Source organism: Serratia sp. SSNIH1 (genome assembly GCF_002935055.1).
Lineage (GTDB): Bacteria > Pseudomonadota > Gammaproteobacteria > Enterobacterales > Enterobacteriaceae > Serratia > Serratia nevei.
In genome coordinates this window covers 2,624,840-2,650,382 of record NZ_CP026383.1, presented here as the reverse complement: position 1 = coordinate 2,650,382, position 25,543 = coordinate 2,624,840, and the positions used below count along the sequence as shown (strand labels likewise).

Below are 25,543 nucleotides of genomic sequence, written 5' to 3'. Positions count from 1 at the left end.
CGGACGAAGTATAAGGAAAACTCCGAGATGATGGCGCGCGAGACGGCAGACGCGCCAAAATCTTGTTTTAACGCAAAACGCCTCGAAAATGCCGATACTTACCTCAGATTTTTCTTGAAGAAAAATAAGCCTTACGCTAGCGTGGGAAAGTAACAAAAAAGAGTTAGCGTGCTCTTTTTCGTCGCACCTCAAATCTTATTCTTATCATCCATAATGATAATAGCGAACACTTCCCGCCTCTCCGTGCGGGATTCTTTTTCCCGCCGCAGTCGCCCTGATAGGGTGCTTTATGTTGAGATTTAGTTGCCGATAATTTACATTCGCTGTCTGAGAAACCTCAACCTCCCGCGGTGGCCAGGCTGGCAACGGGTGGGCGTTCAGGAGCAAAAGACGTGCAAATGACCCTCATGGAATACATCACTCGGCACTTTAACGGCGATCTTCATCGGTACGCGCAGTCGGAAGGCGTCAGCCGTGAACAAATCATTAGTTGGATAAATAATGAATGTCACGTGATCAAAGGCAGGCTGTTTATGCCGGTGAAGCATCTCCCGGTCGAACAAGCCCAGTGATGACGAAAAAAACCCCGCCAGGCGGGGTTTTCTGTTTCTGATAACACGGAAAATCAGAAGTTATAGCCGACCACGAGGTAATAACCCCAACCGGTAGACTTGATCGGGCCCTGCGGGGTGCCGATATCCGCGCCATCCTGCCACTGGCCGCCGTTATGGAAATAACGCGCCACGAAAGAATAGTGCCAGTGATCGTAGTTCAGCGCCAAAATATGGCTGGAGGCGATCGAGTTGCCGGTGCGTACCTGTTTGCCGGTGCCGTCAACCCAATGGCTGTCCTTGCCCAGATCGGAACCGAAGTCAAAGTTGGTGAAGCCGATGTAGCTCAGGTTGCCGCCCCATACCTGGGTCAATGGCACGAAGTATTTCACCTTGAAGCGGTAACCGTCCCAGCTGTTCTCGTTGGCAGCCTGGTAGTTTTCCCACTGGTATTTGGCATAGATGTTCATCGACAGGCTCATCGGCAGGCCGGTGTCGATATCGGTACCCAGACCCATGTACCAGGTATTTTGACGGCCGTCGGCGTTGTGGCCCAGATCATAGATGTAGTTGTTGGCGAAGTACCACTCTTTGAACGGCCCGAAGCTCAGATCGGTGCCGGTCAGTTTGTCGATGGAGAAGCGCGGTTCAATCTCCATAAACAGCGGGGAACCTTTGTTCCAGATGCCGCGATCCGGGGTGTTGCCCACGCCGAAGAACTTCGGCACGTCAACGTAGCCGTAGAAATCGAACCAGTCTTTCTTGGCGAAGGCTTCGTATTCGAGATACACGTCGTTGTTCAGTTGCGGCCCGAAACGGGTGTGGTAGCTGCCCACCACGTTAACGCTCTGGTGCCACCAGTCGGAGACGTATTGACTGTCTTTGCTATCAGCCATTGATGATGCACTGTAAGACGCTGCGAGCAGTACACCTGCTGCGAGAGCTATTTTTTTCATTTTATTACCACATGCTTAAAGGGCCATTTCCTGCCCGTTTAGAAAAGATGACAATGAGTCTGCCGACACCTGGCGTTGTCTTCACACAGAAACTCGGATGACGCGCGCATTATAGAAACCACTGACTGTAAGAATCTGTGATCCAGTTACGCATTTCGCGAATAGGTAATCGATTGCGTTCACATTTGTCAAATTATGTTTCATGCAAATTCACATTCGCTGTGATTTTTGTCATGCACAGCGATTTTTAGCGCAGTTTTTGAGCCAAATGACATCAGGGCGTCATCTGGTCACCATTGCGTCGTGGAAAAGAAAAAGCCGACGTATAAACGTCGGCCTTCATCAGAATGAGGAGAAAGTGCGGAACGTCAAATCAGTTCACCGCCGGCACCGCCTTGGCGATATTTTCCTGGCGGAACGCCACCTCCTCGCCGTTTTTCACCTCCCAGCTGGCGACCGGAATGTCGGTCTTGGGCGCCGCCGCAACGACCGAACCATAAATCAGCTTGTCGTCGCGACGCAAAATATAAACGTCGAGCTGATATTCATGCCGCAGATTCGCCGTGGTCAGGCGCACGGTATCGCCGCGCTCATAGTGATGCACGTCGATTTCGGGTTGTTGAATAAATTGAATGTCGCTTCTCATCATCGTCGTTCCTTCAGGCAACATGGCTAGTTAAATTCTAGTTCAACATTGCGCCGACGGCGGATAATTTCCGTTAATTTCCGCGAGTTGCCCGCCAGCAGATCAACGAGCCGAGGGTAACCATCGCCACGCCCTGCCAAAAATTGGCGGTCAGCGAGGTGTGCAATACCAGCGCGGCGAACACCGCCGACAGCACCGGGGTAAAATAAGAGACGGTGGCCAGCAGCGTCATGTTGCCGTGCAGAATGCCGACGTTCCAGGCGGCATACCCCGCTCCCATCGCCACCCCGGCGCACAGCAGCGTCACGGTCACGCCGAGGCTGAACTGCATGCCGCTTTCCGCGCTGAAGGCATACTTCAGCCACAGCGCGAGCGCGGTCAGCACGATAAACAGCACCACGCCGTTGCTGCCCTGGGCGATCTTCTTGGTCAGGTTGCAGTACAGCGCCCAGATCACCGCACCGCTGAACGCCAGCCCGTAGCTGAGCGGATTGCTGCGCACGTTGGCCAGCATTTGCGCCGGCGACCAGCCGCCCTCGCCGCTCATGATCCAGCCGATGCCGAACAGCGACAGCAGCAGCCCCGGCAGCAGCCACCATTTGGCCTTTTGCCCGTTGAGCGCCAACGCCATCAGCACGGTGAAACAGGGCCACAGGTAGTTGATCATGCCCACTTCTATCGCCTGCAGGCGGGTATTGGCGTAGCCGAGCGACAGCGACAGGCAGATCTCGTAGCTGACGAACAGCAGGCTGCCGACGATGAGATAAGGCCGCGGAAAGCTGCGCCATTTCGGCACGCCGAGCGCCACCAGCAAGAACGCCGCGCTGACGCTGTAGATCATCGCCGCGCCGCCGACAGGCCCCAGCCCTTCGCTGACGCTTCTGATCAGGCCGACGACGCTGCTCCACAGCACAATGGCCAATAAACCGAACAGCGTGGCGCGGGTACGCGAGGGCAAAGCGGGCATAAGGTAGGTCCAATAGGTTATTTTTTATCAGGTTTTTCACTCTACTGCTGCACGCGCCAAAAAGAAAGGCGGGAAACTCCCGCCTGTGAATTTATTGCTGCGGTTGCCGCTCCAGCTGCGGCGGCGGTTGGCGAAAACGCCGGGTCAGCCAGGCTAAATAGCCGAAGCCCAGCGTCGCCCAGATCAATCCCATGGTCAGCGAGCTCTTCTCCAGGTTCAGCCACAGCACGCCCACCGTCAGCGCCCCCACCAGCGGCAGGAACAGGAAGTTGAAACGATCCTTCCAGCTTTTGTTGCGCCCTTCGCGAATGAAGAAGTGGCTGATCACCGACAGGTTAACGAAGGTAAAGGCCACCAGCGCGCCAAAGTTGATCAGCGCCGTGGCAGTCACCAGATCGAATGACAACGCAGATAGCGCCACCAGCCCGACCATCAGCACGTTGAGCGCCGGCGTGCGCCATTTAGGGTGGATGTAACCGAAGAATTTCTCCGGGAACACGTTATCGCGCCCCATCACGTACAGCAGGCGCGACACGCTGGCGTGCGACGCCAGGCCGGAGGCCAGCGTGTTGATGAAGGTCACGCACAGGAAGATCGACTGGAACAGCTTGCCGCCTACGTACAGCGCGATCTCCGGCAGCGCGGCATCGGGCTGGTGGAAGCGTTGAATGGACGGGAAAAACAGCTGAATAAAGAACGACACGCTGATAAAGATCACCCCGCCGTACAGCGCGGTCAGGAAGATGGCGCGCGGGATCACCTTGGCGGCGTCGGGCGTCTCTTCGCACAGCGTGGTGACCGCATCGAAGCCGAGGAACGAGAAGCACAGGATAGTGGCGCCGGTAATGATCGGCAGCAGGTGCGCATTCTCGCTGAGGAACGGCCGCAGGCTCCACACCGTGCCCATCCCCTCGCCGTTGTGCAGGCCGCGCACCACCAGGTAGATGAACACCACAATGATCGCGACCTGCGCCAGTACGAACAGGGTATTGAAGTTGGCCACCAGATTGACGCTTTTCAGGTTGATGGCGGTAATCAAGATAACGAAGCCCACCACCCACACCCAGGGCGGCACTTCCGGGAACAGCGCGGTCAGGTAAATCTTCGCCAGCAGCGTGTTGATCATCGGCAGGAACAGATAATCGAGCAGCGATGACCACCCCACCAGAAAACCGACGTGCGGGTTGATCGCCTTCTGCGCATAGGTGTAGGCGGAGCCGGCGGTAGGAAACTGGCGCACCAGTTTACCGTAGCTGATGGCGGTAAACAGCACGCCGGCCAGCGCCAGCAGATAGGAGGTCGGCACATGGCCGTCGGTGAGGCCGGAGACGATGCCGAAGGTATCGAACACCGTCATCGGCGTCAGATAGGCCAGGCCCATCATCACCACCTGCCACAGCTTGAGGGATTTGCGCAGCTGCGGTTTGCCCGCCGGGCCGCCGTCGATGGCTTTAATCGTCATGGCATTTCCCCTCTTGGTCCTCTGCTGTCAACCGTGCAACGTCATTCAGAGAGGCCGCGGGGAAACTGCTGCTCAGGCGGCGGGAAAAACGGGTTGGGGTCAATGTCGGGCGGCCGGCGACCGGCCCGTAGGTACTGCGGCACAGGCAAACGTCTGCGCAGGGGGATGACTGAGTCATGGTTATTTCCTCGTCGGCGTCCTGTACGCCGTGATAGAAGAAATTCTGTACCGCAGCGCGCAGCCTCACCGGCCACAGGAGAGCCGATGAAATGCGCCGGACGCGCGCGGTCGTCGCAGGGTGAGCGGGATCAGGCGTTTTTCAGCATCCACTCGATTTCGGTTTCGGTGATCAGGCGCTCGAACTGCACCAGCTCATCGGTTTTGCAGGCCAGGTAGACATGGCTGAAGCGTTCGCCCAGCAGTGCATTGAGCACCGGCTGATGTTCGAACTCGTACAGTGCGTCACTCTGGCGAATCGGGAACGGCAGCCCGTCCTGCTCCAGCCCGTTGCCGGTCACCGGCTCAGGCAGCGGCAACGCGCTTTCCAGGCCGTAGACGATGCCGGCCAGAATGGTCGCCATCACCAGATAAGGGTTGGCGTCGGCACCCGCCACGCGGTACTCCACGCGGTGGTTATCGCGATCGCCGCAGGGAATGCGCAGCGCCACGGTGCGGTTGTTATGCCCCCAGGAGGCCTGGGTCGGCACATACATGCCGGGTTGGAAGCGGCGGTAGGCGTTGACGTTCGGCGCCAGCAGCGCCATCGAAGACGGCATCAGGGCGATCATGCCCGCCAGCGCCTGTTTCAGCAGCACCGAGTCTTCGCCATCGTCGTCGGCGAACACGTTGTTGCCCTGCGCGTTCAGCATGCTGATGTGCACGTGCATGCCGCTGCCGGCGTGCTCCTCATACGGCTTGGCCATAAAGGTCGCCTGCATGTTGTGGTTCTCGGCCACCATGCGCACCAGCCGCTTCAGCGCCAGCGCGTGATCGCAGGCCTGCAGCACGTCGTCGGTATGGTGCAGGTTGACTTCGAACTGCCCCGGCGACGCCTCCGCCACCGCGCCGTCCGCCGGAATGCCCTGCAAACGCGCCAGTTCGTCGATCTCGCTCAGCACGTCGGCGAAGTGGTTCAGGTTATCGACGGAATACACCTGGCTTTGAGTGTTGCGCTCTTGCGTGCCCGGCGCGCACGGCGGCTGCAGATAGCCCTCCGCGTCGCGTTGACGATCGATGAGATAGAACTCCAACTCTACCGCTACCACGGGGGAAAGCCCGCGCTGACGCAAACGCTGCCACACTCGGTTCAGCACATTGCGCGGTTCAACGTCAAAGGGAGTGCCATCTTCATCCAGCATGGTGAGCAGCACCTGCGCAATATATTGCGGATCCGCCGCCGACGGCGTCAGCGTGCCCGGCACCGGCACGCACACGTGATCCGGCTCGCCCAGCTCCTGCCCCAGCCCGGCCTCTTCGACGACGTTGCCGAGAATATCCATCGCAAATACCGACGCCGGGAAGTAACAGCCCTTCTCCAGCTTGCTCAGGCCGCCGACCGGGATACGCTTGCCGCGGAAGCTGCCGTTCAGATCGGTCAACAGTACGTCGACATGTTGGGTTAACGGATAACGTTCCAGGTACTTCTTCACTTCGCGCTGGAACGCGCTACTTCGTCTCTCTTCACTGTGCTGAACAAAGTTTTCCACTTCTACGATGTTGGTCTGCATGGTTCACCCGCCGTTTGTGTTTTGCTGTCGTCGATGTTTATTGACCGTCTTGTTCAATATAATGCCCACAAATGAAACGTAGATGAAACAAATTTGTTTTGCAAGTGTTACTTTTGGTTTGAATATTGCCCAATCGACTGCTAGATTTATAGAATATTGAACGAAATCGGTGGTAGAGAAGCTTATCGTTCATAATTTCGAACGTACCAAGGGGATAGCATGGACAATATATTTAACAGACCAGTCATCGGCGTCGTCATGTGCAGGTATAGGTTAAACGGGCACCTCACACAGACCTTGCAAGAAAAGTACCTGAATGCCGTTATCACCGCCGGCGGCTTGCCGATCGCCCTGCCGCACGCGCTGGCAGAGCCGGAAATGCTGGCGGAACTGCTGCCGCGCCTCGACGGCATTTTGCTGCCGGGCAGCCCCAGTAATGTGCAGCCGCACCTTTATGGTGAAAACGGCGATGAGCCTGACGCCGATCCTGGCCGAGACGCGTTGAGCCTGGCGCTGATCCGCCAGGCGTTCGACAGGCGCATTCCCCTTTTCGCCATTTGCCGCGGCATGCAGGAGATGGTGGTCGCCACCCAAGGCACCCTGCATCGCCGCCTGTACGAACTGCCCGAGCTGCAGGAACACCGTGAAGATCACGACCTGCCGCTGGAACAGCAATACGCCCCCGCCCACGAAGTCATCGTTCAGGAAGGAGGGCTGCTTTCGCAACTGATACCGGATTGCAACAGATTCTGGGTGAACTCGCTGCACGGCCAGGGTGCCAAAACCCTGGGCGCGAGCGTTCGCATCGAGGCGCACGCCGCCGACGGGCTGGTGGAAGCGATCAGCGTGCGCGATCAGCCTTTCGCGCTCGGCGTGCAGTGGCACCCGGAGTGGAACAGCGACGAGTACGCCCTGTCGCGCCTGTTGTTTGATGGTTTCATCACCGCCTGTCGGAACTATCAAAAGGAAAAACGCCCATGAGCGACGTCAGCTTGGCACCGGGAAAACGTCTGTCGCAGATCCGTCAACAATTAGGGTTGTCGCAGCGCCGGGTCGCCGAACTGTCTGGGTTAACCCACAGCGCCATCAGCACTATCGAGCAGGACAAGGTCAGCCCGGCCATCAGCACGCTGCAAAAGCTGCTGACGGTATACGGTCTGTCGCTGTCGGCGTTTTTCGCCGAGCCGGAAAAACCGACGGAGCCGCAGATCGTGATTGGCAGTGACGATCTGATCGAAATCGGCAGCCAGGGCGTTTCGATGAAGCTTATCCACAACGGCGACCCGAACCGCACGCTGGCGATGATGATCGAGACCTACGAACCGGGCACCACCACCGGCGAGCGCATCAAACACCAAGGGGAAGAGATCGGCACGCTGCTGGAGGGCGAAGTGGTGCTGCAGGTCAACGGCCAGAGCTATCACCTGTTGGCCGGGCAAAGCTACGCCATCAATACCGGCATCCCCCACAGTTTCAGCAACACGTCGGCGCGCATTTGCCGGATTATCAGCGCCCATACGCCGACGACATTCTGATCAACGGAGCCAGGCATGAACTTTCACCATTTGCAGTATTGGCAACAACGGGCGCAGGCCCTGAAGATTGAGCACCAGCTGTTTATCGACGGCCGCTACCAGCCGGCCGCCGCGGGGAAAAGTTTCGCCGTGGAAGATCCCGCCGGGCGCCGTGAGCTGGCGCAGATCGCGCGGGGTGAAGCCGCCGACATCGATCGGGCGGTCAGCGCGGCGCGCGCCGCCTTTGAGCGTGGCGACTGGGCGCAGGCCGCCCCGGCGCAGCGTAAGGCCACGCTGCTGCGCTTCGCCGAGCTGATGGAGCAGCATCACGAAGAGCTGGCGCTGCTGGAAACGCTGGACACCGGCAAACCGATTCGCCACAGCCTGCGCGACGACGTGCCGGGCGCCATTCGCTGCATCCGCTGGTACGCCGAAGCGATCGATAAGGTGTACGGCGAAATCGCCCCCACCGGTCGCGATGCACTGGCGCTGATCGAGCGCGAGCCGATCGGCGTGGTCGGCGCCATCGTGCCCTGGAACTTCCCGCTGCTGCTGGCCTGCTGGAAACTCGGTCCGGCGCTGGCCGCCGGCAACAGCGTGGTGCTCAAACCCTCCGAAAAATCGCCGCTGAGCGCCATCCTGCTCGGCAAACTGGCGCAGCAGGCCGGGCTGCCGGACGGCGTGCTGAACGTGGTGCCCGGCTATGGCCACGATGCCGGCAAGGCGCTGGCGCTGCACCGCGACGTCGATGCCCTCACCTTCACCGGATCCACGCTGGTGGCGAAGCAGCTGATGATTTACGCCGGCGAATCGAACATGAAACGCGTCTGGCTGGAGGCCGGCGGCAAGAGCGCCAATATCGTCTTCGCCGATTGCCCGGATCTGGATCAGGCCGCCCGCAGCGCCGCCGCCGGCATCTTCTATAATCAGGGGCAGGTGTGCATCGCCGGCACTCGCCTGCTGGTCGAAGCGAGCATTGAGCAAGCGTTCCTGCAGGCGCTGCGCAAACACGCGGCGGCCTTCGTTCCCGGCGATCCGCTCGATCCCGCCACGGTGATGGGCACGCTGATCGACAGCGGCCACTGCGAAAAAGTGGCCGGCTATATCGATCGGGGGCTGAGCCAGGGCGCCGCGCTGTTCCTTGACGGGCGCGACCATCCGCAGGGCGACCACGCAGGCTACCTGGGGCCGACCATCCTCACCCAGGTGAACAACGCCATGAGCGTGGCGCGCGATGAAATCTTCGGCCCGGTGCTGGCGGTGACCACCTTCGACGACGAGCAACAGGCGCTGCAGCTGGCCAACGACAGCGACTACGGCCTCGGTGCCGCGGTCTGGACCCGCGATCTGGCCCGTGCGCACCGCATGGCGCGCCAACTGAAGGCCGGCACGGTGTTCGTCAACAACTACAACGACGGCGACATGACCGTCCCCTTCGGCGGCTACAAGCAGAGCGGCAACGGTCGCGACAAATCGCTGCACGCGCTGGACAAGTTCACCGAATTGAAAACCACCTGGATCTCGCTGGAATAAGGGTTTATCTCATGACTGAACACGTAAAAAGCTACTATGCGGCCACGGCCAACGCACATCAGCCCTATCCGCAACTGAATGAATCTATCGAGTGCGACGTCTGCGTGATCGGCGGCGGCTATACCGGCCTCTCCTCCGCGCTGTTTCTGGTGGAAGCCGGCTATAACGTGGTGGTGCTGGAAGCGGCGCGCATCGGTTTCGGCGCCAGCGGCCGCAACGGCGGCCAGTTGGTCAACTCTTACAGCCGCGACATCGATGTGATTGAAGAGCGCTACGGCGCGGAAAGCGCCCGCCTGCTCGGCAGCATGATGTTTGAAGGCGCGGAGATCATCCGCAGCCGCATCAGCCGCTACGCCATCGACTGCGACTACCGCCCCGGCGGCATCTTCGCCGCGCTGAACAACAAGCAGTTCCATGCGCTGATCGAGCAAAAACGCAACTGGGAACGCTACGGCAATACCCAGCTCGAGCTGCTCGATGCGGATCGGGTACGCCAGGAAGTTGCCAGCGATCGCTACGTCGGCGCGCTGCTCGATCACAGCGGCGGCCACATCCATCCGCTCAACCTGGCGCTGGGCGAGGCCGAGGCGATTCGCCTGCAGGGCGGGCGCATCTTCGAACAATCGGCGGTGACGAACATCCGCCACGGTGAACCGGCGCTCATCAGCACCGCCAACGGCCAAGTGAAGGCGCGTTTCGTCATCGTCGCCGGCAACGCCTATCTGGGCGACAAGCTGGAGCCGCGGCTGGCCAAGCGCAGCATGCCGTGCGGCACTCAGGTGGTGACCACCGAGCCGCTGGCGCCGGAGATCGCACAGGCGCTGATCCCGCAGAACTACTGCGTGGAAGACTGTAACTACCTGCTGGATTACTACCGCATCACCGCCGATCATCGCCTGCTGTACGGCGGCGGCGTGGTGTACGGCGCGCGCGATCCGGACGACATCGACAACCTGATACGGCCAAAATTGCTGAAGACCTTCCCGCAGCTGAAAGGGGTGCGTATCGATTATCGCTGGACCGGCAACTTCCTGCTGACGCTGTCGCGCATGCCGCAGTTCGGCCGGCTGGAGAATAACGTGTACTACATGCAGGGCTACAGCGGCCACGGCGTGACCTGCACCCATCTGGCAGGCAAGCTGATCGCCGAGTTGATGCGCGGCGACGCCGAACGCTTCGACGCCTTCGCCAAGCTGCCGCACCTGCCGTTCTTCGGCGGGCGCAATCTGCAGATCCCGTTCACCGCCATCGGCGCGGCCTACTACACGCTGCGCGACCGCATCGGCGTCTAAAACAGCAGGCCCGGTCATCCTGACCGGGCCTGTGCGTTAACGCTTAAACGATCTTCGGCTGGCCGTCCGAGGCGGTCGCCCCGCCATCGACCGGGATGTTGGCGCCATTGATAAAGCTGGCGTCGTCGCTGGCCAGGAACGCCATCACCGCCGCCACTTCTTCCGGCTCCGCCGCGCGGCCCAGCGCGATGCGCTCATTGAACTTGTCGCGGATCTCCTGCGGCCAACCATTGGTCATATTGGTTTTCACCAGGCTCGGGCAGACCGAGTTGATGCGCACGCCGTCACCGCCGTGGTCCAGCGCCATGGCGCGCGTCAGGTTGACCACCGCGCCTTTCGCCGCGCAGTAGTAGGCCGCGCCCCAGTCGCCGCCCAGGCCGGACACCGACGCGGTATTGACGATGCAGCCCTTGGTCTTCAGCAGGTGAGGCAAGGCGAATTTGGAGCAGAACACCACGCCGTCGATATCGACCCCGGCGATGCGGCGCCAGTCATCGACGCTGGTTTCCAGCACGCTGCCGGCCACGTGTACGCCGGCGTTGTTCAGCAGGACGTCGATGCGGCCCAGTTTTTCCGCCACCTCGTTCATCATTTTTTCAACCGCAACGTGATCGGACACGTCGATATGTACCGCCATCGCCCGGCCCTTCGGCAGCGAAGCGGCAACCTTATCTACCGCCTCTTTGGCCCAGTCGGCCAGCACCACGATGGCGCCCTCGGCGGAGAACCGCCGCGCCGCCGCTTCCCCCATGCCGTTGCCCGCACCGGTGATAACCACGACTTTATTGTCAAAACGCATGAGACCTCCTCCATGTGAACGTATTTATATAAGTCATACAAATCTCATTACCCCGAGGATAAGGCGCCTCTCCCCTGAGAGCCAGTCAAAACGTGCGGTTTATTAACCAAAAGGAGGTATGTCAGTGATTTCAATGCGCTGGATTAACCTTTATCGGATTTTGGCCAACATATTGATGGATAAAATAAAATTACGGTAAGTCACTATTTGTCTGGCGGATTGTCAGCGTGCGAGACTATTGCGGGTGTGCGGTTATGGCCACTCAGAGATAAAAGATGTGAATGAAAAACGGCAGCCGCCCGCAGGCGGCCGCGACTATTTCTTCTCGATGGGGACGACCAGCAGATCGACATTCAGTTCGTTGATCGCCTGGCGTGCCGAAGAAACCAGCCGGCTCCAGACATCGTGATGGTGGCCGAAGATCACCAGGTCGAACCCTTTCTCCTTCGCCACCCGATTCAGTTCCTCCGTCAACGCGCCGCGGCTGACGATCACCTCTTCGACCGGATAGGACGACTGCCCTTTGATCGCATTGAGCATATTCTTCACCCGCTCCGAAAAGGTGCGATCGGTGTAGTTGTAATCGCCCACGCCCAGATCGACGTAATAACCGGCGCGGTGAATATCGATATAGATCAGGGAAAGTTTGGCCTTGAGCGCGGCGGCCAGTCTGGCGCCTTTGCCCAGCAGGAACTCGGCGTCTTCGCTGAGATCCGTGGCGACAACGATATGCCGATAAGCCATGATGGCGGCCCTCCTCGTCAACTCCGTAAACAGGATGGCGCTCCTTGCCGCATGTTTCTCATGCATCTTAAGTTTAGCCCAGCGCGGGGTCGCTCGCCTGCCGCACCGTCGTTCCATCTGTGGAACAATGCATCCCGCCTGCACGGTCTACCGGATTTTTCTCCCCTCCCTACACTGTAGGCAAGTGCTGAGTTTCAGCCTTATCAATCAAAGAAGATACCCACTGACCTTACGACGAGAAAAGGAAAACACCATGAGCACTCCAGCCAACTTCAACGGCCAGCGTCCTGTTATTGATGCCAATGACGCGGTCATGCTCCTGATCGACCACCAAAGCGGCCTGTTCCAAACCGTCGCCGACATGCCGATGACCGAACTGCGCGCCCGCGCCGCCGCCCTGGCCAGCATCGCCACCCTCAGCAAACTGCCGGTGATCACCACCGCCTCGGTGCCGCAGGGCCCAAACGGCCCACTGATCCCGGAAATTCACCAAAATGCGCCGCACGCGCAATACGTCGCCCGCAAAGGGGAAATCAACGCCTGGGACAACCCGGACTTCGTAGCGGCGGTCAAAGCCACCGGCCGCAAAACCTTGATCATCGCCGGCACCATCACCAGCGTCTGCATGGCCTTCCCGTCCATCAGCGCGGTGGCCGAAGGCTATAAAGTGTTCGCGGTGATCGACGCCTCCGGCACCTACTCGAAAATGGCGCAGGAAATCACCCTGGCGCGCGTGGTACAGGCCGGCGTGGTGCCGATCGACACCGCCGGCGTGGCCTCCGAGCTGCAGGGCAGCTGGAACCGCGCCGACGCTCAGCAGTGGGCCGAGGTCTACACCAAAATCTTCCCGGCCTATCAGCTGCTGATCGAGAGCTACCTCAAGGCGCAGGACGTGGTGAAAAACAACGAACGGCTGGACTCGCAGCGTTAAGATCGCGGGCACAAAAAACCCCGGCCAAGGCCGGGGCTATTAATCGCGGGCCGGTGACTTTCCCGGCTGTCATGTTATGGCGTAAGCGTCCATCCAACACTCCAACATTACGCAGCCTAAGCGCGACTTTTTCACAACAGAAAAATAGACTGAAACGAGACGTTATTAATTCTGCGACAATCTGTTTTTCTGTTGCCAATAATAATTAATTATTGGAACGTCATCGAGGAATCGAACCCCAGTCCGCCAACGAATAATTTCGCTGCCGCTCTTCCTGCTGAGCTAATGACGTATTGGTAAAAACTCCGGGTGAACCCGGAGTTTATTCAGGCTGAGGACGTTATTTCTTAACTGCTCCGGCTTAAACCCTCATCGCTGTCGTAAGAAATCGTACCTCGGCCGAAAATTATAACGCGACCACGTTGCCGGCAGAAGGGCCCTTCATGCCATTCTCGATGGTGAACTCAACCTGTTGGCCTTCGTCCAGCGTTTTGAAATCGTTGCTCTGGATAGCAGAGAAATGTACGAACACGTCTTTGCTGCCGTCTGCCGGGGTGATAAAGCCGAAGCCTTTACCTGCATCGAACCATTTCACCAAACCTGTCATTTTAGTAGACATAGAGATATTTCCTTTATATTTTTGCGACGCCATATGGCGATAGAGGTCTGTTTTTATTGGAAACTTATGGGGCACTAGAGAAGAAAATTCGCGGGAAAAGAGGTATCTGAGGGATATCGCTAATACTGAGAACTGCTTTACTAAAACTGCTTTCATAAGGTCTGTACTACAAACCGATGACGCTATTTACACACGGCTGAGTTATTTAAGCAAGATATATTTTAAATTATATTCATCTGCCTCATAAATTTATTACCGCAAAGCACCGCCTGCATCTGCCGCTAACGGCCTATGAAAAAATTTTTTCGCACTGCTGGATCATACCGGCGATTCATTATAGAACTAGGTTCCCCCTTCTTACAGGCCGCTAACCGATGATCGATATGCAAGCCGTGCTCGCCGTTTTCACCGTCTATATCGTCGGCGTGGTGATCCCCGGCCCCAATTTTGTCGCCGTCGCCCACAAAGCCGTTTCCGCGCGCCGCAGCGAGGCTTTCGCTCTGGTGGCGGGCATTGTCTTGGTCAACCTGTTCTGGGCGAGCAGCGCCCTGCTCGGCGTCGGTATAATTTTCGCCTTGTTCCCCTGGTTGGCGCTAGCGGTAAAAGTGGCCGGCGCCGGCTATTTACTGTGGTTCGGCTATCGGCTTATCGCCCAAGCGGCGCCTTCTTCCGGCCCCTCCACGGTGACCGGAAAAAGCGGTTTTCGCGTCGCCTTTCTGCAGGGCATCGCCACCAACATCGCCAACCCCAAATCTATCGCCTTTTACGCCGCGGTGTTTTCGTCGGCGGCGCCTGCCCATGTCTCCATGCCCACCTTCGCCGCCATGCTGCTGGAGGTCGCGGTAGTCGCTAGCCTGTGGTATGGCCTGGTGGCGCTGGTGCTATCGCACGCGCCGATCGCCAGCGCCTACCGACGCAGTAAAGCCTGGATCGATCGCGCCTGCGGCGTGCTGATCATCAGCCTGGGCATCAGGCAGCTCTTCAGCCGATGATTGCGATCCCCAACCGCTCCAGCAGTTGAGCGGCCTGGTGACTGTCCATTTTAACGCCCTGCAGATCGGTGGTGCGCAAATCCAACTCGCCCAGTTCCGCGTTGCTCAGATCGCACTGGGTGACATCGGCGGCGCGCCAGTCAAAACCGGAGAATTCGCCGCCGGACAGATCGGAGCCGCTGAAGCTGGCGCCGAGCACCTGCGCACCGTGCCAACGGTTTTCCCACAGCTCGCATTTCTCCAACACCACTTTGGCAAAATTGGCGTAGCTCAGGTTGCTCTTGGTGATATAGGCGCTGCAAAACCAGGTGCGGCTGGTGATCATATTCATAAAGCTGGCGCCGCGAAAATCTGCTCCCTGCGCGCGACATTCGCGGATCTCCACCCCCAATGCGTCAACGTGGCGGAAATCGGCCATCGATAAATCGCAGCTTCTAAAACTCGCGTCTTTCAGGATCGCGCGGCTGAAGTTACCGCCCTGTCGGCTCTCGCGATCGTAAAATTGACAGCCGATGAATTCGGTGCCGGTCAGATCGGCACCCGAAAAATCACACAGCATAAAGCTGCCGTTTTCAATTTTTTCGCCGGTAAAGCGGTTACGGTCAATCTTTTCACCCTTCAACATCAGACTCATCGCAGCGCACCTGTTTATTTATACAGTTAGTGCGGCATTTAATCCTATTCCGGCCGGGTTGGCAACCGTCGCCGATCGGCGGGCCTCCGCTCTAACGCCACCCTGACGATGCTGAACGTCCTGGTTCTCTCGGCCTGAGCGACGTCGGCAAACAAACGGGGGTAACGGGAGTTGACGACCCACACCTGGCCATCGCGCAGCGCGGCGCCGGTCGGCCCATCCAATTCCGGCGGCGTGTCGACCGCCGTGATATGCGCGCTGGCCCAGCCGTCGTTCGAGGAGAGCAGCATTACGTCGCCGGACATGCTCCCCTTTGCCCCCGGAAAAGACTGTACGATCACCAATTCATGGGCATTTTTGAGCCGCAGCCCGTCGGCCCTTTCAGCCGCTGCGGCAGCCTGATTTCACTTATCGCAGGCGCGTTATCCAACGTCACCTTCCACAACAGCCCTCGGGTGTAGTCCGCCGCAATCAGATAGCCATCCGGGTGAGACACGATGCCGTTGAGATAAGGCTGCGTGCCCTGCGCAGCGGCGGGAGCGTCGGCCGGCATCAAACGCGCTGAGCGCATCAGAATCGATACCTGGCGCGTTGCCCGGTCGATCTTGTAAATCTGCGGCTGGAAGCTGTCGGTCACGTAGATATTGCCCTGCGCGTCGAGCGCCAGATCGTTGGCCAGCGTCGGCCCACGGCTTAACGATGAGAGATCGTACGTCTGCTGCAGCTCGCCGGTATCGAGATTGAACTCCAGCACCTGCGCCACGCGATTGCGCGTACCGGGCGCAGAGCTGAGGGAGCCCCCACGTCTTCGTTGCACACCAGCACCCGATTACGCTCGGCGTCCACCAGCATGCCGGAGGTGGTGATAAGCCCCTTACCGGTGGAAAACCGCCGATAGCGGCCATTGGGATAAACCAGGCCAAGCTGCCCGCCGCGCAGGGAGGAGACGAGGAACGCACCGGCGCGCGGGTTCCAGGCGACGCCCTCAGGGTAAGCGCCGGCGGCGCTGTAATAAGAAAGAAAAGAGGCTGAAGCGGAACATGAGCATGACCCTGATAAGGACTCGGATCGCTAGAGTAGGATCGCGTCGTTCACGGCACCAGCCGGGAAAAAGGCAATGCGCCACTAAAAAAATCGCAGTAATCGGCGCAAAAGAAAACCGCCCGGTGCGGGCGGTTGAGGTGACGGCGAACCATTACTTCAGGGCTTCCTGAATGGCGTCGGCCATCGGGCCGATGTGCTTCTCCGCCGCCTTCAGCTGGAAATCCACGCCATTGCCATCGTTGGTGTCTGACAGCGTAGCCTTGATAAGCTCCAGCGCCGCCTGCACCGCCACCAGCCGCTTGTGCTGTTCGTCCGTGACCGGTTCGGCGCCCATGTTTGCCGGATAGTAATGCTCTAACATCGCGATCTCCTTTTGATGACGTTAAACCTTAACCTACCAGAAAACCGCGCATTTATTAAGGAAACCGCGCCCGGCGCGGCCGAATGGCGATAAATTGCACTATACTGGGCAAACCCGCCCTCCTGCCACAGGATCACCGCCATGTCATTCCAGGGAAGCTGCCACTGCGGCGCCGTCACCTTCTCCGTGGACGCCGAACTGCCCACCGAGGCCCTCAGCTGCAACTGTTCGATCTGCCGCCGCAAAGGGCTGCTGCTGTCGTTCTTCCCCATCAGCGCCTTCACGCTCAACAGCGGCCAGGACCAGCTCAGCACCTACACCTTCAATCACCACAAGATCCGCCATCAGTTCTGCCGAGTCTGCGGTGCCCAGCCCTTCGCCTACGGCACTGCGCCGGACGGCGCCGCGATGTGCGCCGTCAACCTGCGCTGCGTGCCTGACATTGCGCTGGATGCGTTGCAGATCCACAGTTACGACGGCGCCAGCGTCTGAGATCCCGCGTTTTCAGCGGTAGACGGAGAATTTCTTGGTCAGCGGCTTAAGCTGTTCGGCGTCGCCGTAGAGCGCCACCGCCACGAAATCCAGCTGTTCGTAAGGGGTGTTGGCGGTGTCGGCGATCTGCTGCTCGGCGGAGTGCGACAGCATGGTGGTGGTGAAGAAGTTGGACAACACGCCCTCTTCCTTGCACTTCAGAATCAGGTTGCTGAGCTGGCTGCTGTTCTTGGCCTGCAGGATCACGATCGGATAGTGGCTCATATTGGCGCTGACGCCGTCGAGGTTGCTCGGATAGTGGTGAAACTCGCGCTGCTCGATCAGATCGGTGATGCCCGCCGTCAGATGGCAGGAAGCGTTAAACAGCGTGGCCGGTTCGTGGTTGCGGTTAAGGATGATATAAAATTTTTTCTCGTTGTCGCTGTACATACTCTTCTCCTTGAATAGACAACCCTTTTTACCCAAGCCAAGGGCGGTTTTCAAGGCGAGATAAGGGCCGCGTCCGGCCCCGTGATAACGTTTCAGACTCAGATCCCGCCTTCGCCCGGGCCCTGCGGCTGCGCCACCTGATGCAGCACGGTGATGTTCTGCAGGACAGTACCGCCGTCGATCGGTTTCATCTGGCCGTCGCGATCTTTATAGTGCGTCGGTTTGGCGCCGTGGAAGAACAGCCCGGCGTTGACCTGCACGCCCAGATAGCCGGCGCTTGGCGGCAGGCGCTGCACGTCGGTCCAGGGGTTGGAAACCGGCACGAACTGGAATCCCTCGCCCGTCTTCGCATACAGCGGACGCAGCAGCGTGACAAAAGCCATCATCGGCGACAGCGCGTCTTTAAAGATCTGCACCGGCCGATCGATCGTCATCAGGAAACCCTGCGGCTGCTCCTCAACCGTGTCGAGGCTCAGGCTGCTGCTGATATCATCACCCCGGCCGCCGTAGCTCCACTCCATCACCGGCGCTCCGTTTTCATTCATCATCTCTGACATACACTGCTCCTTATAAATAAAATTGATCGGGCACGCTCGCTGCGTGCCGGAACAGTAAACCGCTGAACGGGCACCCGCGTCCAAGCAGGGCGGCACGCTGGCGAACCAAACAACAAAGGCGCGCAATCCATAAAGCTCGAAATGAATAATTTCTCCGCGTGATAGCGCAGCATTTGAACGACCTCAGCCGTTGCAAGAGCTCATAGTGATGGCGTTACCGCCACTGGAGAGTGTTATGACCGCGATTAAACCGGACGCCATCGACCGCGTTCTTCCCGCCGCCACACCCTGGTTAGCCGTCGTCAACGTGCTGTTCGCCGGCATCGCCGCGGCGCTGCACGTGGGCAAGGCCACCATTGCCTTGCCGGCGCTGCAGGCCGAGTTTGGCCGTTCGCTTGAGGCGCTGAGCTGGGTGATTTCGGCCTTTCCCTTCGTCGGGGTGTTCGGCGGCATCGCTGCCGGGCTGCTGGTGCGCCGCTGGGGCGATCGGCGCCTGCTGGCGCTCGGGCTGCTGATCGTCAGCGCCGCCAGCTTTACCGGCGCCACGCTACACGACTTCGGCGGGTTGATCGTCAGCCGCTTTGTCGAAGGCCTCGGCTTCGTGATCGTGGTGGTCTCCTCACCAGCAGTGCTGAACCGCCTCGTCGCCCCGGCGCAGCGCAGCCTGGTGTTCGGCATCTGGAGCACCTTCATGCCGGCGGGCATCGCCGTTTCGCTGTTTTTCGGCCCCCATCTCGCCGACTGGCAACAAAGTTGGCAGGCCGGTGCGGCGTTGACGCTGTTGGCCGCCCTGATGCTGCCGCTGACCACCTCCCGCCGTGCCGCCGAGGCGCACGTTCCGCCGTTACAGCTGCGGCAAGCGCTGGGTGCGATGCTGCGGGCGCGTCGGCCGCTGTTGCTGGCGCTGATGTTCACCACTTACAACCTGCAGTTTTTCTCGGTGATGACCTTCTTGCCGATCTTCCTGATGCAACGCATCGGCCTGTCGCTGGCGGCCGCCGGCGGCATCAGCGCGGCGGCGGTGGCGGCGAACATCATCGGTAACCTCGCCGCCGGGCTCTTGCTGTCGCGTGGTCTGCGGGCCGGTAGCCTGCTCGCGGCCACCAGCCTGATCATAGGCATCTTCGGCATCGGCATTTTCCTGCCGATGACGCCCAACGGCCTGCTGATCCCCTTGTGTTTCCTGTTCTGCGCCATCGCCGGCATGCTGCCCGCCACCATTCTGGCCGCCACGCCGGCGGCGACGCCGGAACCGACGCTGCTGCCGCTGAGCCTGGGGCTGGTGATGCAGGGGAACTATCTCGGCCAGGTGATCGGCCCGGTCGCGCTGAGCGCCATCGTGGCCGCGGCCGGTTGGGCGGCCCCGGCGTGGCTGGTGCTGGCGGCTGCGGTGTCAGGGGCGCTGTTGGCGCTGGCTTTTCTCAGCCGGCGGCATAATGCGGGGTAATAAGCAGAAAAGTCGTTCTGTTTGTGATAAGCGGTGCTGAATTTTCCCTGGTGCAGGTGCCTGCCTATCGCGAAGGGTAAGGCCAGTGATGATCAAGGCCCGATAATGACAAGGCGCCGGTGGCCGCGAAATACACCAGCAGGCCGGCAAAGGCGATCAGTAGCGTTTTCTCGATGACGCCGAGTCGTTTGCGTTCAGTCATTTGCATACTCCTTCGTGATATCGGGCGAACGGCCGCCCTCATCAACACCAGGAAAGCCTGGCGCAGGCGGCAAGCGCGGCTCACAAAATGAAACACAATCGATAAATTTTATTAATTATTTAGCCCTCTTTCTTTTCTCATGCCGCCGCCTGTTCACCGTGTGGCACCCGCCTTGCCCTTAATAACCCTATGGAATACGCCACTAAAAATCCCCTACCGGTTAAGCAAAGGTGATGATAGTGTTGTTTTCATTCAGTTCATCTATGCTGAAAATTCATCTTTTGAGGGACGACTATGATGTCTAAAGGCATTTCCAAAGGATTCTTTATCCTGATCCTGTTTATCGTCACCGCCGCCTTTCTCGACGTGCTGGGGCCTTACTACTCCTCGGTGCTGTGGGCGATTATTCTGGCGGTGATTTTCCATCCGGTGAAAAAGAAGCTGAAGCAGTACGTCGGCGAACGCAACGGCGTGGTGTCGCTGCTGACGTTGGCGCTGATCTGCCTGATCGTGTTCACGCCATTGGCGATCATCGCCTCGTCGCTGGCGATGGAATTCAACGTGATCTACACCAAGCTGCAGACCAACAACAGCCAATTGCCGACCATGCTGGCGGACTTTATGCGCCACCTGCCCGGCTGGGCGCAGCGCTTCCTGGCGGAGCATAACCTCAACAGCGCCGCCGAGATCCAAAAGCAGCTTTCCGAGGTGGCGCTCAAAGGTGGGCAATACCTGGCGGGCAGCGTGTTCCTGATCGGCAAGGGCACCTTCAACTTCGTCGTCGGTTTCGGCGTAATGCTCTACCTGCTGTTCTTCCTGCTGAAAGACGGCCCCTATCTGGTAAACCTGGCGCTCGAAGCGCTGCCGCTCTCCCAGCACGTGAAGCACCACCTGTTCGTGAAGTTCGCCGCCGTCTCCCGCGCCACCGTCAAGGGCACGGTGGTGGTCGCCGTAGTGCAAGGTGCGCTCGGCGGGCTGGCGTTTTACTTTACCGGCATCGACGGCAGCCTGCTGTGGGGCGCGCTGATGGCGTTCCTGTCGATCATTCCGGCCGCGGGCTCCGCCATCATCTGGGTGCCGGCGGTGATCTACTTCTTCGCCACCGGCATGCTGTGGAAAGCCATTTTCCTGGTGGTGTTCTTCGTGGTGGTGATCGGCCTGGTGGACAACATCCTGCGCCCGCTGCTGGTGGGCAAAGACACCAAAATGCCGGACTACCTGATCCTGATCTCCACCCTGGGCGGCATGGAGATCTACGGCATCAACGGCTTCGTCATCGGCCCCTTGATCGCCGCGCTGTTCATCGCCTGCTGGAACATCCTGTCCGGCCGCGACAGCGAGGAAAACATCGAAGAGATCGACGAAGAATTCATCGAAGAAGGCAAAAACCATCCCGACGCGGCGGAGTAACCCTCCCGCAGCGAATCACGCCGGGGCCCAGTTGGGCCCCTTTTTTTGTCTGTGGTATCCTTGCCGCGCTTACAAGGAAGAACGGGTTTCGTTATGCTTATTTTTTACGCCACGCTGGCTATCGCCTTCACTCTGCTGTGCCTGATGGCCTTTTTCTATTGCGCTTATCAGCTGTCGAAGCACGGCGACGTCAAATTTTTGGCCTCGCTTTCCGTGCTGCTCTTCGCGCTGCTGGCCTTCTATGCCGCTTATGGCTACGTCAGCACCTGGCTGCAACAGCAGGCGGTCGATGTCCGGCTTTATTAGCGCGCCGGGATAAAAAATACCTGCTCCGGATCGCCGTCATCGAGATTGTCAATCTGGCCGCTGGCAACAAACCCGGCGTTCAACAGCAGCCGCTGCATCGGCAGGTTGGAGCGATTGGTGGAGGTGAACAGCTTCGGGTGCCGACAGTGGGACTTCAACGCCGTAATCAGCACCAGCCCGACGCCCCGGCGACGATAGCGCTCGCCAACCATCAGCAGCTCGATAAAGCCGCAGCCGAAGAAGTGATAGTGCAGCACGCCGTAACCCATCACCACGCCCCGTTGTTCAGCAAGATAACGATACCCTGCCCGCAACAGGTGCGGATCTGCGCCGCGCGCCGCGGATCGTATTCGGCGACGCTGTCGAGGGCGATCAGGGCTGCGGCATCGGTTTCAGTGGCAAGACGAACAGGCATGTATACCCCCTTATGTTTATGGGTAGCGGCGATACCGCATCAACGAAACGGCAACCGCGGCGGGATAGTTTTTACATCCCGGTCGAATTTTGTAATCCTATTATAGAGTTACCAAAACACACGCCAAGGAAGGAAAGCATTTCCCGATGAGAATACCGCAAATCTCCGCCGCCCTGCTGTTTACCCTGCTGCTGGCCGGCTGCCAGTTCCACAAAACCGTGTTCCCGCCGCCGTATATCGGCACCCCGCAAGAGATCGGCACCTACGAAGTGAAAGGGCTGACGTTCGTCACCACCGTCACCTTCAGCGGCCTGTTCGCCGAAGATCTGGTGCGCGAATACGCACAGAAACATCACTACCGCTATTACGTGGTAACGATGCGCAGCAACGGTTTTAAAGATCGAGCAGAGCGCGTGAGCGCGATGATGTATCGGTAGGAGCGCCGGCCCTGATTTGCAAACCTGCATCAGGGCTCTACTTCAAAACCCCATCTCGCTCGATGCCGCCGCAGGTAAGCTCTGTTCTTTTCAGACAACCCGCTAATGTTGGCGTCCAACGGGATCCTTAGCTCGCCTAACAAACCGCTCATCGTCCGTGAATACAACAAACGTCCGTCATCGGCAAAACTGATCATGCCGCGATCGAACAGCTTGTCCAGATTGGGGATTAACGGCAGACCATTGTGCGGATCCACTTTTTCTTCTGAGGTCGCAATCGACCAGGCAACGATGTGAGAGGCAATGAGAATGGACGGCTCCGCAATCCCCGTGACGGCGCACCGGTTTCCCCACCGCTTTAACATTTTATCGCGATAGGGGCCATGCCCAATCCGCGCCTGAATCACCGTTGCTTGCTCACCACCGATCTCTTTGGTGATTTCGACGGTATCCGCATGGAAATGGATCGAGAGATTTTCCGAGATAAAACAGGCGATCAACGCGGCTGCCGGTGCGGGGATCTCGCACATATAGTTTTCGGTGCATCCGCCTGTCTTATTAAAAACGCGCGGAAGGCAAGTCGGGTTGTGCATGCGTATGAACGCCTGATTAAAAAGGGAAACATCAATGGGTAGTTCAAGGCACGTCAGTTTCAAATCGACTTTGGTACCCGCAATATGCCGCGGTCCCGCAGCCCGATACTCCGGCCGCGGTGCAGAGTAAGCATCGCGTACCGCTGTCGCCACGCCGATTATCCTCCTACCCTTGTGGCAAAAAATCAGGTCACCCTCTTTGACTTTTTTGACCGTTTCCCACCCGGCAGGTTTAAACATGTTCCCCGTTTTATTTATTCCATATTGCGGCGCCCACAGGAATTCGCCCTTCAAAACTTCCGCGACGCTGCCACCGATGTTGACCCAGAAAAAACGCATTGCCACTCTTTTATAATCAGGAGTTTTAAGGGTTATCGTCACCATTCATCAATGGCTTTAGTGATTTTCACCCATTAACGCAGGGTGCAGGCAATAAAAAATCCCGGCCTTGACCGGGATAGCGTTGCTTATTCACTGAGGGCGAAATTCCAACGTGATAATTTGGAACGCATTTTGGATCTCTGGCGTTGGCGGCTTAGGCAGACGCGCATCGGCAACCGCCTGCATGGCGGCACGGCAAAGATCCGGATCGCCTCCTTCAGTTCGAACACCGACTGGCATGCCGTCCGGCGCCAGCGTGATACGCAATGTACAGCGTTGGCCTGAGTAAGTGGCGGCGTCTTTTAAATGGCGTTGAATCTCAGCTTGCACCTGAGTCATGTAATGTAATTTTTCTTTTCCCGGCGCAGGCGTCTTTGGGTCACCAAGGTTGGCGAAAAGATCATCGACCTCTTTATTCGCCGGATCGTTTTGGCTGGGGGCAGTGTGCTTGGTACACCCCGTTAACGTCAGCGCGGTCATCGCTGCCAATAGTATGGCGATGCCGGTTTTGTAGCCTGAATGCGTTATTATCATATCCCTGTCCTTATGGATGATTATCAGCCGAATCAACGTTGTATTCGAAAAGATCCCCGGCGCATACTTATACAGAATTAACGCCAAACCACCAGAGACATTGTTAGTATCAAGCATCGGCATGCGGAGTATCTTGGGCCGATGATGACATGAAGCCATAGCACCCTCACCGGGCAGTACGTCTGCGAACCCTGACCTATCGATAACTTTGTTATCCGAACGATCAATCACCCCATCAATAAATTAAGAAATTCTTAATTTTTATCGCATTAAAAGCGTTTCAACGCTAGCAATCTGGAGATTCTGCCTATACTTACTTTCCTGCTATTAAATTCATTTAAGTAACCAGGATGGTAAGTATGAAAAGTAAACGACTCTTTGCCGCGCTTCTTACTGCGACTACGGTGATGTTCATAGCGGGCTGCGCTTCCAATCAGGCGATCAAAACAACGGATGGCAAGACCATTGTCACCGACGGCAAGCCTCAGGTCGATAAAGATACCGGGTTAGTCTCCTATCGAAATGCAGAAACGGGCAAAACGGAACAAATCAATCGAGACCAAATTGCAAACATGAGTGAGTTGGATAACTAAAAGGAGCTACAAATGAAAAAAACGCTTGTTCTTCCCGCGATCGCCCTGGTTGCCATCGCCGCACTGTCAGGCTGCACACGCACCAGCTACGCCATCCATACCCACGACGGGCGAACGCTCATCAGTGACGGCAAGCCGAAAGAAACCGCTGCCGGGTTGATCGGTTATACCGACGCCAATGGCGTTAAACAGCAAATCAACAAGACGGAAGTCAAAGAGGTTTCAGAGATCCCGCATTAAGATTTCGATAACCTTAGCCAGCTAAAACCAAGGGAGCCAATGGCTCCTTTTCTACTCAAAAAACCGGCGCGCTTGCGTGAATTTAACGATAACACCGATAAACACCTGACATTTAGCGCCAACGTTCTCAGGTTTGCCATAGGGATCTCTCCTTTCCCTGCATCAAGCAGCTATAATCCAAAAAGTGGAGTTTTTTGATAACGATAAGGAGGGAGTATGTATAAAACAATCTTGGTTCCCGTGGATATTACCGAGCCGGAATTAACACAGCAGGTCATCCCGCATGTCAACGCGCTCGCCAGGCTCGAAGACTCCCACGTCCATTTCCTGGCGGTGATCCCGTCGCGCGCCACCTACGCGGCCTTCGGCTTTGCCGCCACCGCGGCGGTGGAAACCAAAGATGAAACCATTGCGCTAGCGACCGAGGGGCTGGCAAAAGCGGCAAAACAATTCAGCGTGCCTGAAGATAGAGTGACCACGCACGTTGCCGTCGGCGATCCTAAAGATCAGATCCTGGAACTTGCTGATGCGCTTAACGCGGAGATTATTGTGATGGGTTCCAACCGCCCTTCTGCGATCACTTACCTCCTCGGCTCCAATGCCACCGCCGTTGTCCGCCACGCCAATTGCCCGGTGCTGGTCGTGCGTGAATCGGCTAACGCCGCTCGCTGAGCCTGTCCGATACCTCACTCATATTTGAACAATAAAAAACGGGAGCCCTAAGGCTCCCGCTCT

32 protein-coding genes and 2 pseudogenes are annotated in these 25,543 nt (G+C 58.2%); 15 read left to right on the top strand and 19 right to left on the bottom strand.

What is annotated here, in order from left to right; translation table 11 throughout:
- Positions 1 to 392: 392 nt before the first annotated feature.
- Entirely contained in the window at positions 393 to 572 is a 180-nt protein-coding gene (locus C3F38_RS12815) for a hypothetical protein (RefSeq protein WP_025160261.1), read from the top strand.
- Between the two features lie 53 nt (positions 573 to 625).
- On the opposite strand, the gene C3F38_RS12810 is transcribed toward C3F38_RS12815, so the two are convergent.
- The 5 genes from C3F38_RS12810 to C3F38_RS12785 all read right to left on the bottom strand — a co-directional run bounded on the left by C3F38_RS12810 (position 626) and on the right by C3F38_RS12785 (position 6,309).
- Positions 626 to 1,507 (bottom strand): nucleoside-specific channel-forming protein Tsx, encoded by an 882-nt coding sequence (locus C3F38_RS12810; RefSeq protein WP_025160262.1) that lies wholly within the window; start codon positions 1,505 to 1,507, stop codon positions 626 to 628.
- A 373-nt stretch (positions 1,508 to 1,880) separates the two neighbouring features.
- Entirely contained in the window at positions 1,881 to 2,153 is a 273-nt protein-coding gene (locus C3F38_RS12805; RefSeq protein ID WP_004941292.1) for a hypothetical protein, read from the bottom strand.
- Positions 2,154 to 2,226: 73 nt separating this feature from the next.
- Positions 2,227 to 3,120 (bottom strand): aromatic amino acid DMT transporter YddG, encoded by an 894-nt coding sequence (gene yddG / locus C3F38_RS12800; RefSeq protein WP_038877724.1) that lies wholly within the window; start codon positions 3,118 to 3,120, stop codon positions 2,227 to 2,229.
- 91 nt (positions 3,121 to 3,211) lie between these two features.
- Positions 3,212 to 4,582, bottom strand: coding sequence for an APC family permease (locus C3F38_RS12795; RefSeq protein WP_047727708.1), 1,371 nt, complete (start codon positions 4,580 to 4,582; stop codon positions 3,212 to 3,214).
- 308 nt (positions 4,583 to 4,890) lie between these two features.
- The gene (locus C3F38_RS12785; protein ID WP_038882148.1) at positions 4,891 to 6,309 is read right to left on the bottom strand and encodes a glutamine synthetase family protein; all 1,419 of its coding nucleotides are present in this window, start codon (positions 6,307 to 6,309) and stop codon (positions 4,891 to 4,893) included.
- Between the two features lie 219 nt (positions 6,310 to 6,528).
- Between C3F38_RS12785 and puuD the strand changes: the two genes are divergently transcribed.
- The 4 genes from puuD to C3F38_RS12765 are packed head-to-tail and all read left to right on the top strand — an operon-like array spanning position 6,529 to position 10,648.
- Positions 6,529 to 7,290: a gamma-glutamyl-gamma-aminobutyrate hydrolase gene (puuD, locus tag C3F38_RS12780; RefSeq protein WP_038877729.1), complete on the top strand. Its 762-nt coding sequence runs from the start codon at positions 6,529 to 6,531 to the stop codon at positions 7,288 to 7,290.
- Positions 7,287 to 7,844, top strand: a complete 558-nt coding sequence (gene puuR / locus C3F38_RS12775) for an HTH-type transcriptional regulator PuuR (RefSeq protein WP_049288046.1) — start codon at positions 7,287 to 7,289, stop codon at positions 7,842 to 7,844. Before puuD ends, puuR begins: the two co-directional genes overlap by 4 nt.
- A 15-nt stretch (positions 7,845 to 7,859) precedes the next feature.
- The gene (puuC, locus tag C3F38_RS12770; protein ID WP_038877735.1) at positions 7,860 to 9,356 is read left to right on the top strand and encodes an aldehyde dehydrogenase PuuC; all 1,497 of its coding nucleotides are present in this window, start codon (positions 7,860 to 7,862) and stop codon (positions 9,354 to 9,356) included.
- Positions 9,357 to 9,367: 11 nt separating this feature from the next.
- The gene (locus tag C3F38_RS12765; RefSeq protein ID WP_025302550.1) at positions 9,368 to 10,648 is read left to right on the top strand and encodes an FAD-binding oxidoreductase; all 1,281 of its coding nucleotides are present in this window, start codon (positions 9,368 to 9,370) and stop codon (positions 10,646 to 10,648) included.
- A gap of 43 nt (positions 10,649 to 10,691) precedes the next feature.
- Here C3F38_RS12765 and C3F38_RS12760 read toward each other — a convergent pair whose 3' ends face one another.
- Together C3F38_RS12760 and C3F38_RS12755 are read right to left on the bottom strand one after the other, a co-directional pair.
- On the bottom strand, positions 10,692 to 11,447 hold the full coding sequence (locus C3F38_RS12760; protein WP_025302549.1) for an SDR family NAD(P)-dependent oxidoreductase: 756 nt from the start codon (positions 11,445 to 11,447) through the stop codon (positions 10,692 to 10,694).
- Between the two features lie 315 nt (positions 11,448 to 11,762).
- Positions 11,763 to 12,191, bottom strand: coding sequence for a universal stress protein (locus C3F38_RS12755; protein WP_038877738.1), 429 nt, complete (start codon positions 12,189 to 12,191; stop codon positions 11,763 to 11,765).
- 253 nt (positions 12,192 to 12,444) lie between these two features.
- On the opposite strand from C3F38_RS12755, the gene C3F38_RS12750 reads away from it, so the two are divergent.
- Entirely contained in the window at positions 12,445 to 13,122 is a 678-nt protein-coding gene (locus tag C3F38_RS12750) for an isochorismatase family protein (RefSeq protein WP_038877740.1), read from the top strand.
- 213 nt (positions 13,123 to 13,335) lie between these two features.
- On the opposite strand, the pseudogene C3F38_RS12745 reads toward C3F38_RS12750, so the two are convergent.
- Together C3F38_RS12745 and cspA are read right to left on the bottom strand one after the other, a co-directional pair.
- Positions 13,336 to 13,414 (bottom strand): annotated as a pseudogene (locus C3F38_RS12745).
- A 114-nt stretch (positions 13,415 to 13,528) separates the two neighbouring features.
- Positions 13,529 to 13,741: an RNA chaperone/antiterminator CspA gene (gene cspA / locus C3F38_RS12740; protein WP_033638238.1), complete on the bottom strand. Its 213-nt coding sequence runs from the start codon at positions 13,739 to 13,741 to the stop codon at positions 13,529 to 13,531.
- 374 nt (positions 13,742 to 14,115) lie between these two features.
- Between cspA and C3F38_RS12735 the strand changes: the two genes are divergently transcribed.
- Positions 14,116 to 14,733 (top strand): LysE family translocator, encoded by a 618-nt coding sequence (locus tag C3F38_RS12735; RefSeq protein ID WP_038877742.1) that lies wholly within the window; start codon positions 14,116 to 14,118, stop codon positions 14,731 to 14,733.
- On the opposite strand, the gene C3F38_RS12730 is transcribed toward C3F38_RS12735, so the two are convergent.
- From C3F38_RS12730 to C3F38_RS12720, 4 genes are all read right to left on the bottom strand, one after another.
- Entirely contained in the window at positions 14,723 to 15,367 is a 645-nt protein-coding gene (locus C3F38_RS12730; RefSeq protein ID WP_038877745.1) for a Qnr family pentapeptide repeat protein, read from the bottom strand. The two genes, C3F38_RS12735 and C3F38_RS12730, sit on opposite strands and share 11 nt — an antisense overlap.
- A gap of 44 nt (positions 15,368 to 15,411) precedes the next feature.
- The gene (locus tag C3F38_RS26590) at positions 15,412 to 15,672 is read right to left on the bottom strand and encodes a hypothetical protein (RefSeq protein WP_223294951.1); all 261 of its coding nucleotides are present in this window, start codon (positions 15,670 to 15,672) and stop codon (positions 15,412 to 15,414) included.
- A gap of 32 nt (positions 15,673 to 15,704) precedes the next feature.
- Positions 15,705 to 16,184 carry a hypothetical protein gene (locus C3F38_RS26585; RefSeq protein ID WP_223294950.1) on the bottom strand — a complete coding sequence of 160 codons (480 nt, stop codon included), beginning with the start codon at positions 16,182 to 16,184 and terminating at the stop codon, positions 15,705 to 15,707.
- Between the two features lie 378 nt (positions 16,185 to 16,562).
- Positions 16,563 to 16,772, bottom strand: a complete 210-nt coding sequence (locus tag C3F38_RS12720; RefSeq protein ID WP_004941260.1) for a hypothetical protein — start codon at positions 16,770 to 16,772, stop codon at positions 16,563 to 16,565.
- Between the two features lie 141 nt (positions 16,773 to 16,913).
- Here C3F38_RS12720 and C3F38_RS12715 point away from each other — a divergent pair, with 141 nt between their 5' ends.
- Positions 16,914 to 17,264: a GFA family protein gene (locus C3F38_RS12715; protein ID WP_038877747.1), complete on the top strand. Its 351-nt coding sequence runs from the start codon at positions 16,914 to 16,916 to the stop codon at positions 17,262 to 17,264.
- 12 nt (positions 17,265 to 17,276) lie between these two features.
- On the opposite strand, the gene C3F38_RS12710 is transcribed toward C3F38_RS12715, so the two are convergent.
- Both C3F38_RS12710 and C3F38_RS12705 read right to left on the bottom strand, forming a co-directional pair.
- Positions 17,277 to 17,693, bottom strand: coding sequence for a DUF2000 domain-containing protein (locus C3F38_RS12710; RefSeq protein WP_038877749.1), 417 nt, complete (start codon positions 17,691 to 17,693; stop codon positions 17,277 to 17,279).
- A gap of 98 nt (positions 17,694 to 17,791) precedes the next feature.
- A complete protein-coding gene (locus C3F38_RS12705) occupies positions 17,792 to 18,250 on the bottom strand; it encodes a hypothetical protein (protein WP_038877751.1) in 459 nt (152 codons plus the stop codon).
- A gap of 235 nt (positions 18,251 to 18,485) precedes the next feature.
- Here C3F38_RS12705 and C3F38_RS12700 point away from each other — a divergent pair, with 235 nt between their 5' ends.
- Positions 18,486 to 19,697, top strand: coding sequence for a CynX/NimT family MFS transporter (locus C3F38_RS12700; protein WP_038877754.1), 1,212 nt, complete (start codon positions 18,486 to 18,488; stop codon positions 19,695 to 19,697).
- A gap of 64 nt (positions 19,698 to 19,761) precedes the next feature.
- Here the strand turns inward: C3F38_RS12700 and C3F38_RS26400 are convergent, their stop codons facing one another.
- Complete coding sequence (locus C3F38_RS26400) at positions 19,762 to 19,899, bottom strand: hypothetical protein (protein WP_164491941.1); 138 nt, start codon at positions 19,897 to 19,899, stop codon at positions 19,762 to 19,764.
- Between the two features lie 294 nt (positions 19,900 to 20,193).
- Between C3F38_RS26400 and C3F38_RS12695 the strand changes: the two genes are divergently transcribed.
- Entirely contained in the window at positions 20,194 to 21,309 is a 1,116-nt protein-coding gene (locus tag C3F38_RS12695; protein ID WP_104456918.1) for an AI-2E family transporter, read from the top strand.
- Between the two features lie 93 nt (positions 21,310 to 21,402).
- Complete coding sequence (locus C3F38_RS12690) at positions 21,403 to 21,615, top strand: hypothetical protein (protein WP_038877757.1); 213 nt, start codon at positions 21,403 to 21,405, stop codon at positions 21,613 to 21,615.
- Here the strand turns inward: C3F38_RS12690 and C3F38_RS12685 are convergent.
- Positions 21,612 to 22,030, bottom strand: a pseudogene (locus tag C3F38_RS12685) (N-acetyltransferase family protein). The gene C3F38_RS12690 and the pseudogene C3F38_RS12685 overlap by 4 nt on opposite strands.
- Before the next feature lie 146 nt (positions 22,031 to 22,176).
- Between C3F38_RS12685 and C3F38_RS12680 the strand changes: the two are divergent.
- The gene (locus C3F38_RS12680; RefSeq protein WP_038877762.1) at positions 22,177 to 22,467 is read left to right on the top strand and encodes a hypothetical protein; all 291 of its coding nucleotides are present in this window, start codon (positions 22,177 to 22,179) and stop codon (positions 22,465 to 22,467) included.
- Between the two features lie 29 nt (positions 22,468 to 22,496).
- On the opposite strand, the gene C3F38_RS12675 is transcribed toward C3F38_RS12680, so the two are convergent.
- Both C3F38_RS12675 and tolA read right to left on the bottom strand, forming a co-directional pair.
- Positions 22,497 to 23,399: an HNH endonuclease gene (locus tag C3F38_RS12675; protein WP_038877763.1), complete on the bottom strand. Its 903-nt coding sequence runs from the start codon at positions 23,397 to 23,399 to the stop codon at positions 22,497 to 22,499.
- Between the two features lie 132 nt (positions 23,400 to 23,531).
- Positions 23,532 to 24,098, bottom strand: coding sequence for a cell envelope integrity protein TolA (gene tolA, locus C3F38_RS12670; protein ID WP_233211697.1), 567 nt, complete (start codon positions 24,096 to 24,098; stop codon positions 23,532 to 23,534).
- A 236-nt stretch (positions 24,099 to 24,334) separates the two neighbouring features.
- Between tolA and C3F38_RS12665 the strand changes: the two genes are divergently transcribed.
- From C3F38_RS12665 to uspF, 3 genes are all read left to right on the top strand, one after another.
- Positions 24,335 to 24,568 (top strand): YgdI/YgdR family lipoprotein, encoded by a 234-nt coding sequence (locus C3F38_RS12665; RefSeq protein ID WP_038877765.1) that lies wholly within the window; start codon positions 24,335 to 24,337, stop codon positions 24,566 to 24,568.
- Positions 24,569 to 24,580: 12 nt separating this feature from the next.
- Positions 24,581 to 24,808, top strand: coding sequence for a YgdI/YgdR family lipoprotein (locus tag C3F38_RS12660; protein WP_038877767.1), 228 nt, complete (start codon positions 24,581 to 24,583; stop codon positions 24,806 to 24,808).
- Positions 24,809 to 25,024: 216 nt separating this feature from the next.
- Positions 25,025 to 25,480, top strand: coding sequence for a universal stress protein UspF (gene uspF / locus C3F38_RS12655; protein ID WP_038877769.1), 456 nt, complete (start codon positions 25,025 to 25,027; stop codon positions 25,478 to 25,480).
- Positions 25,481 to 25,543 lie beyond the last annotated feature (63 nt).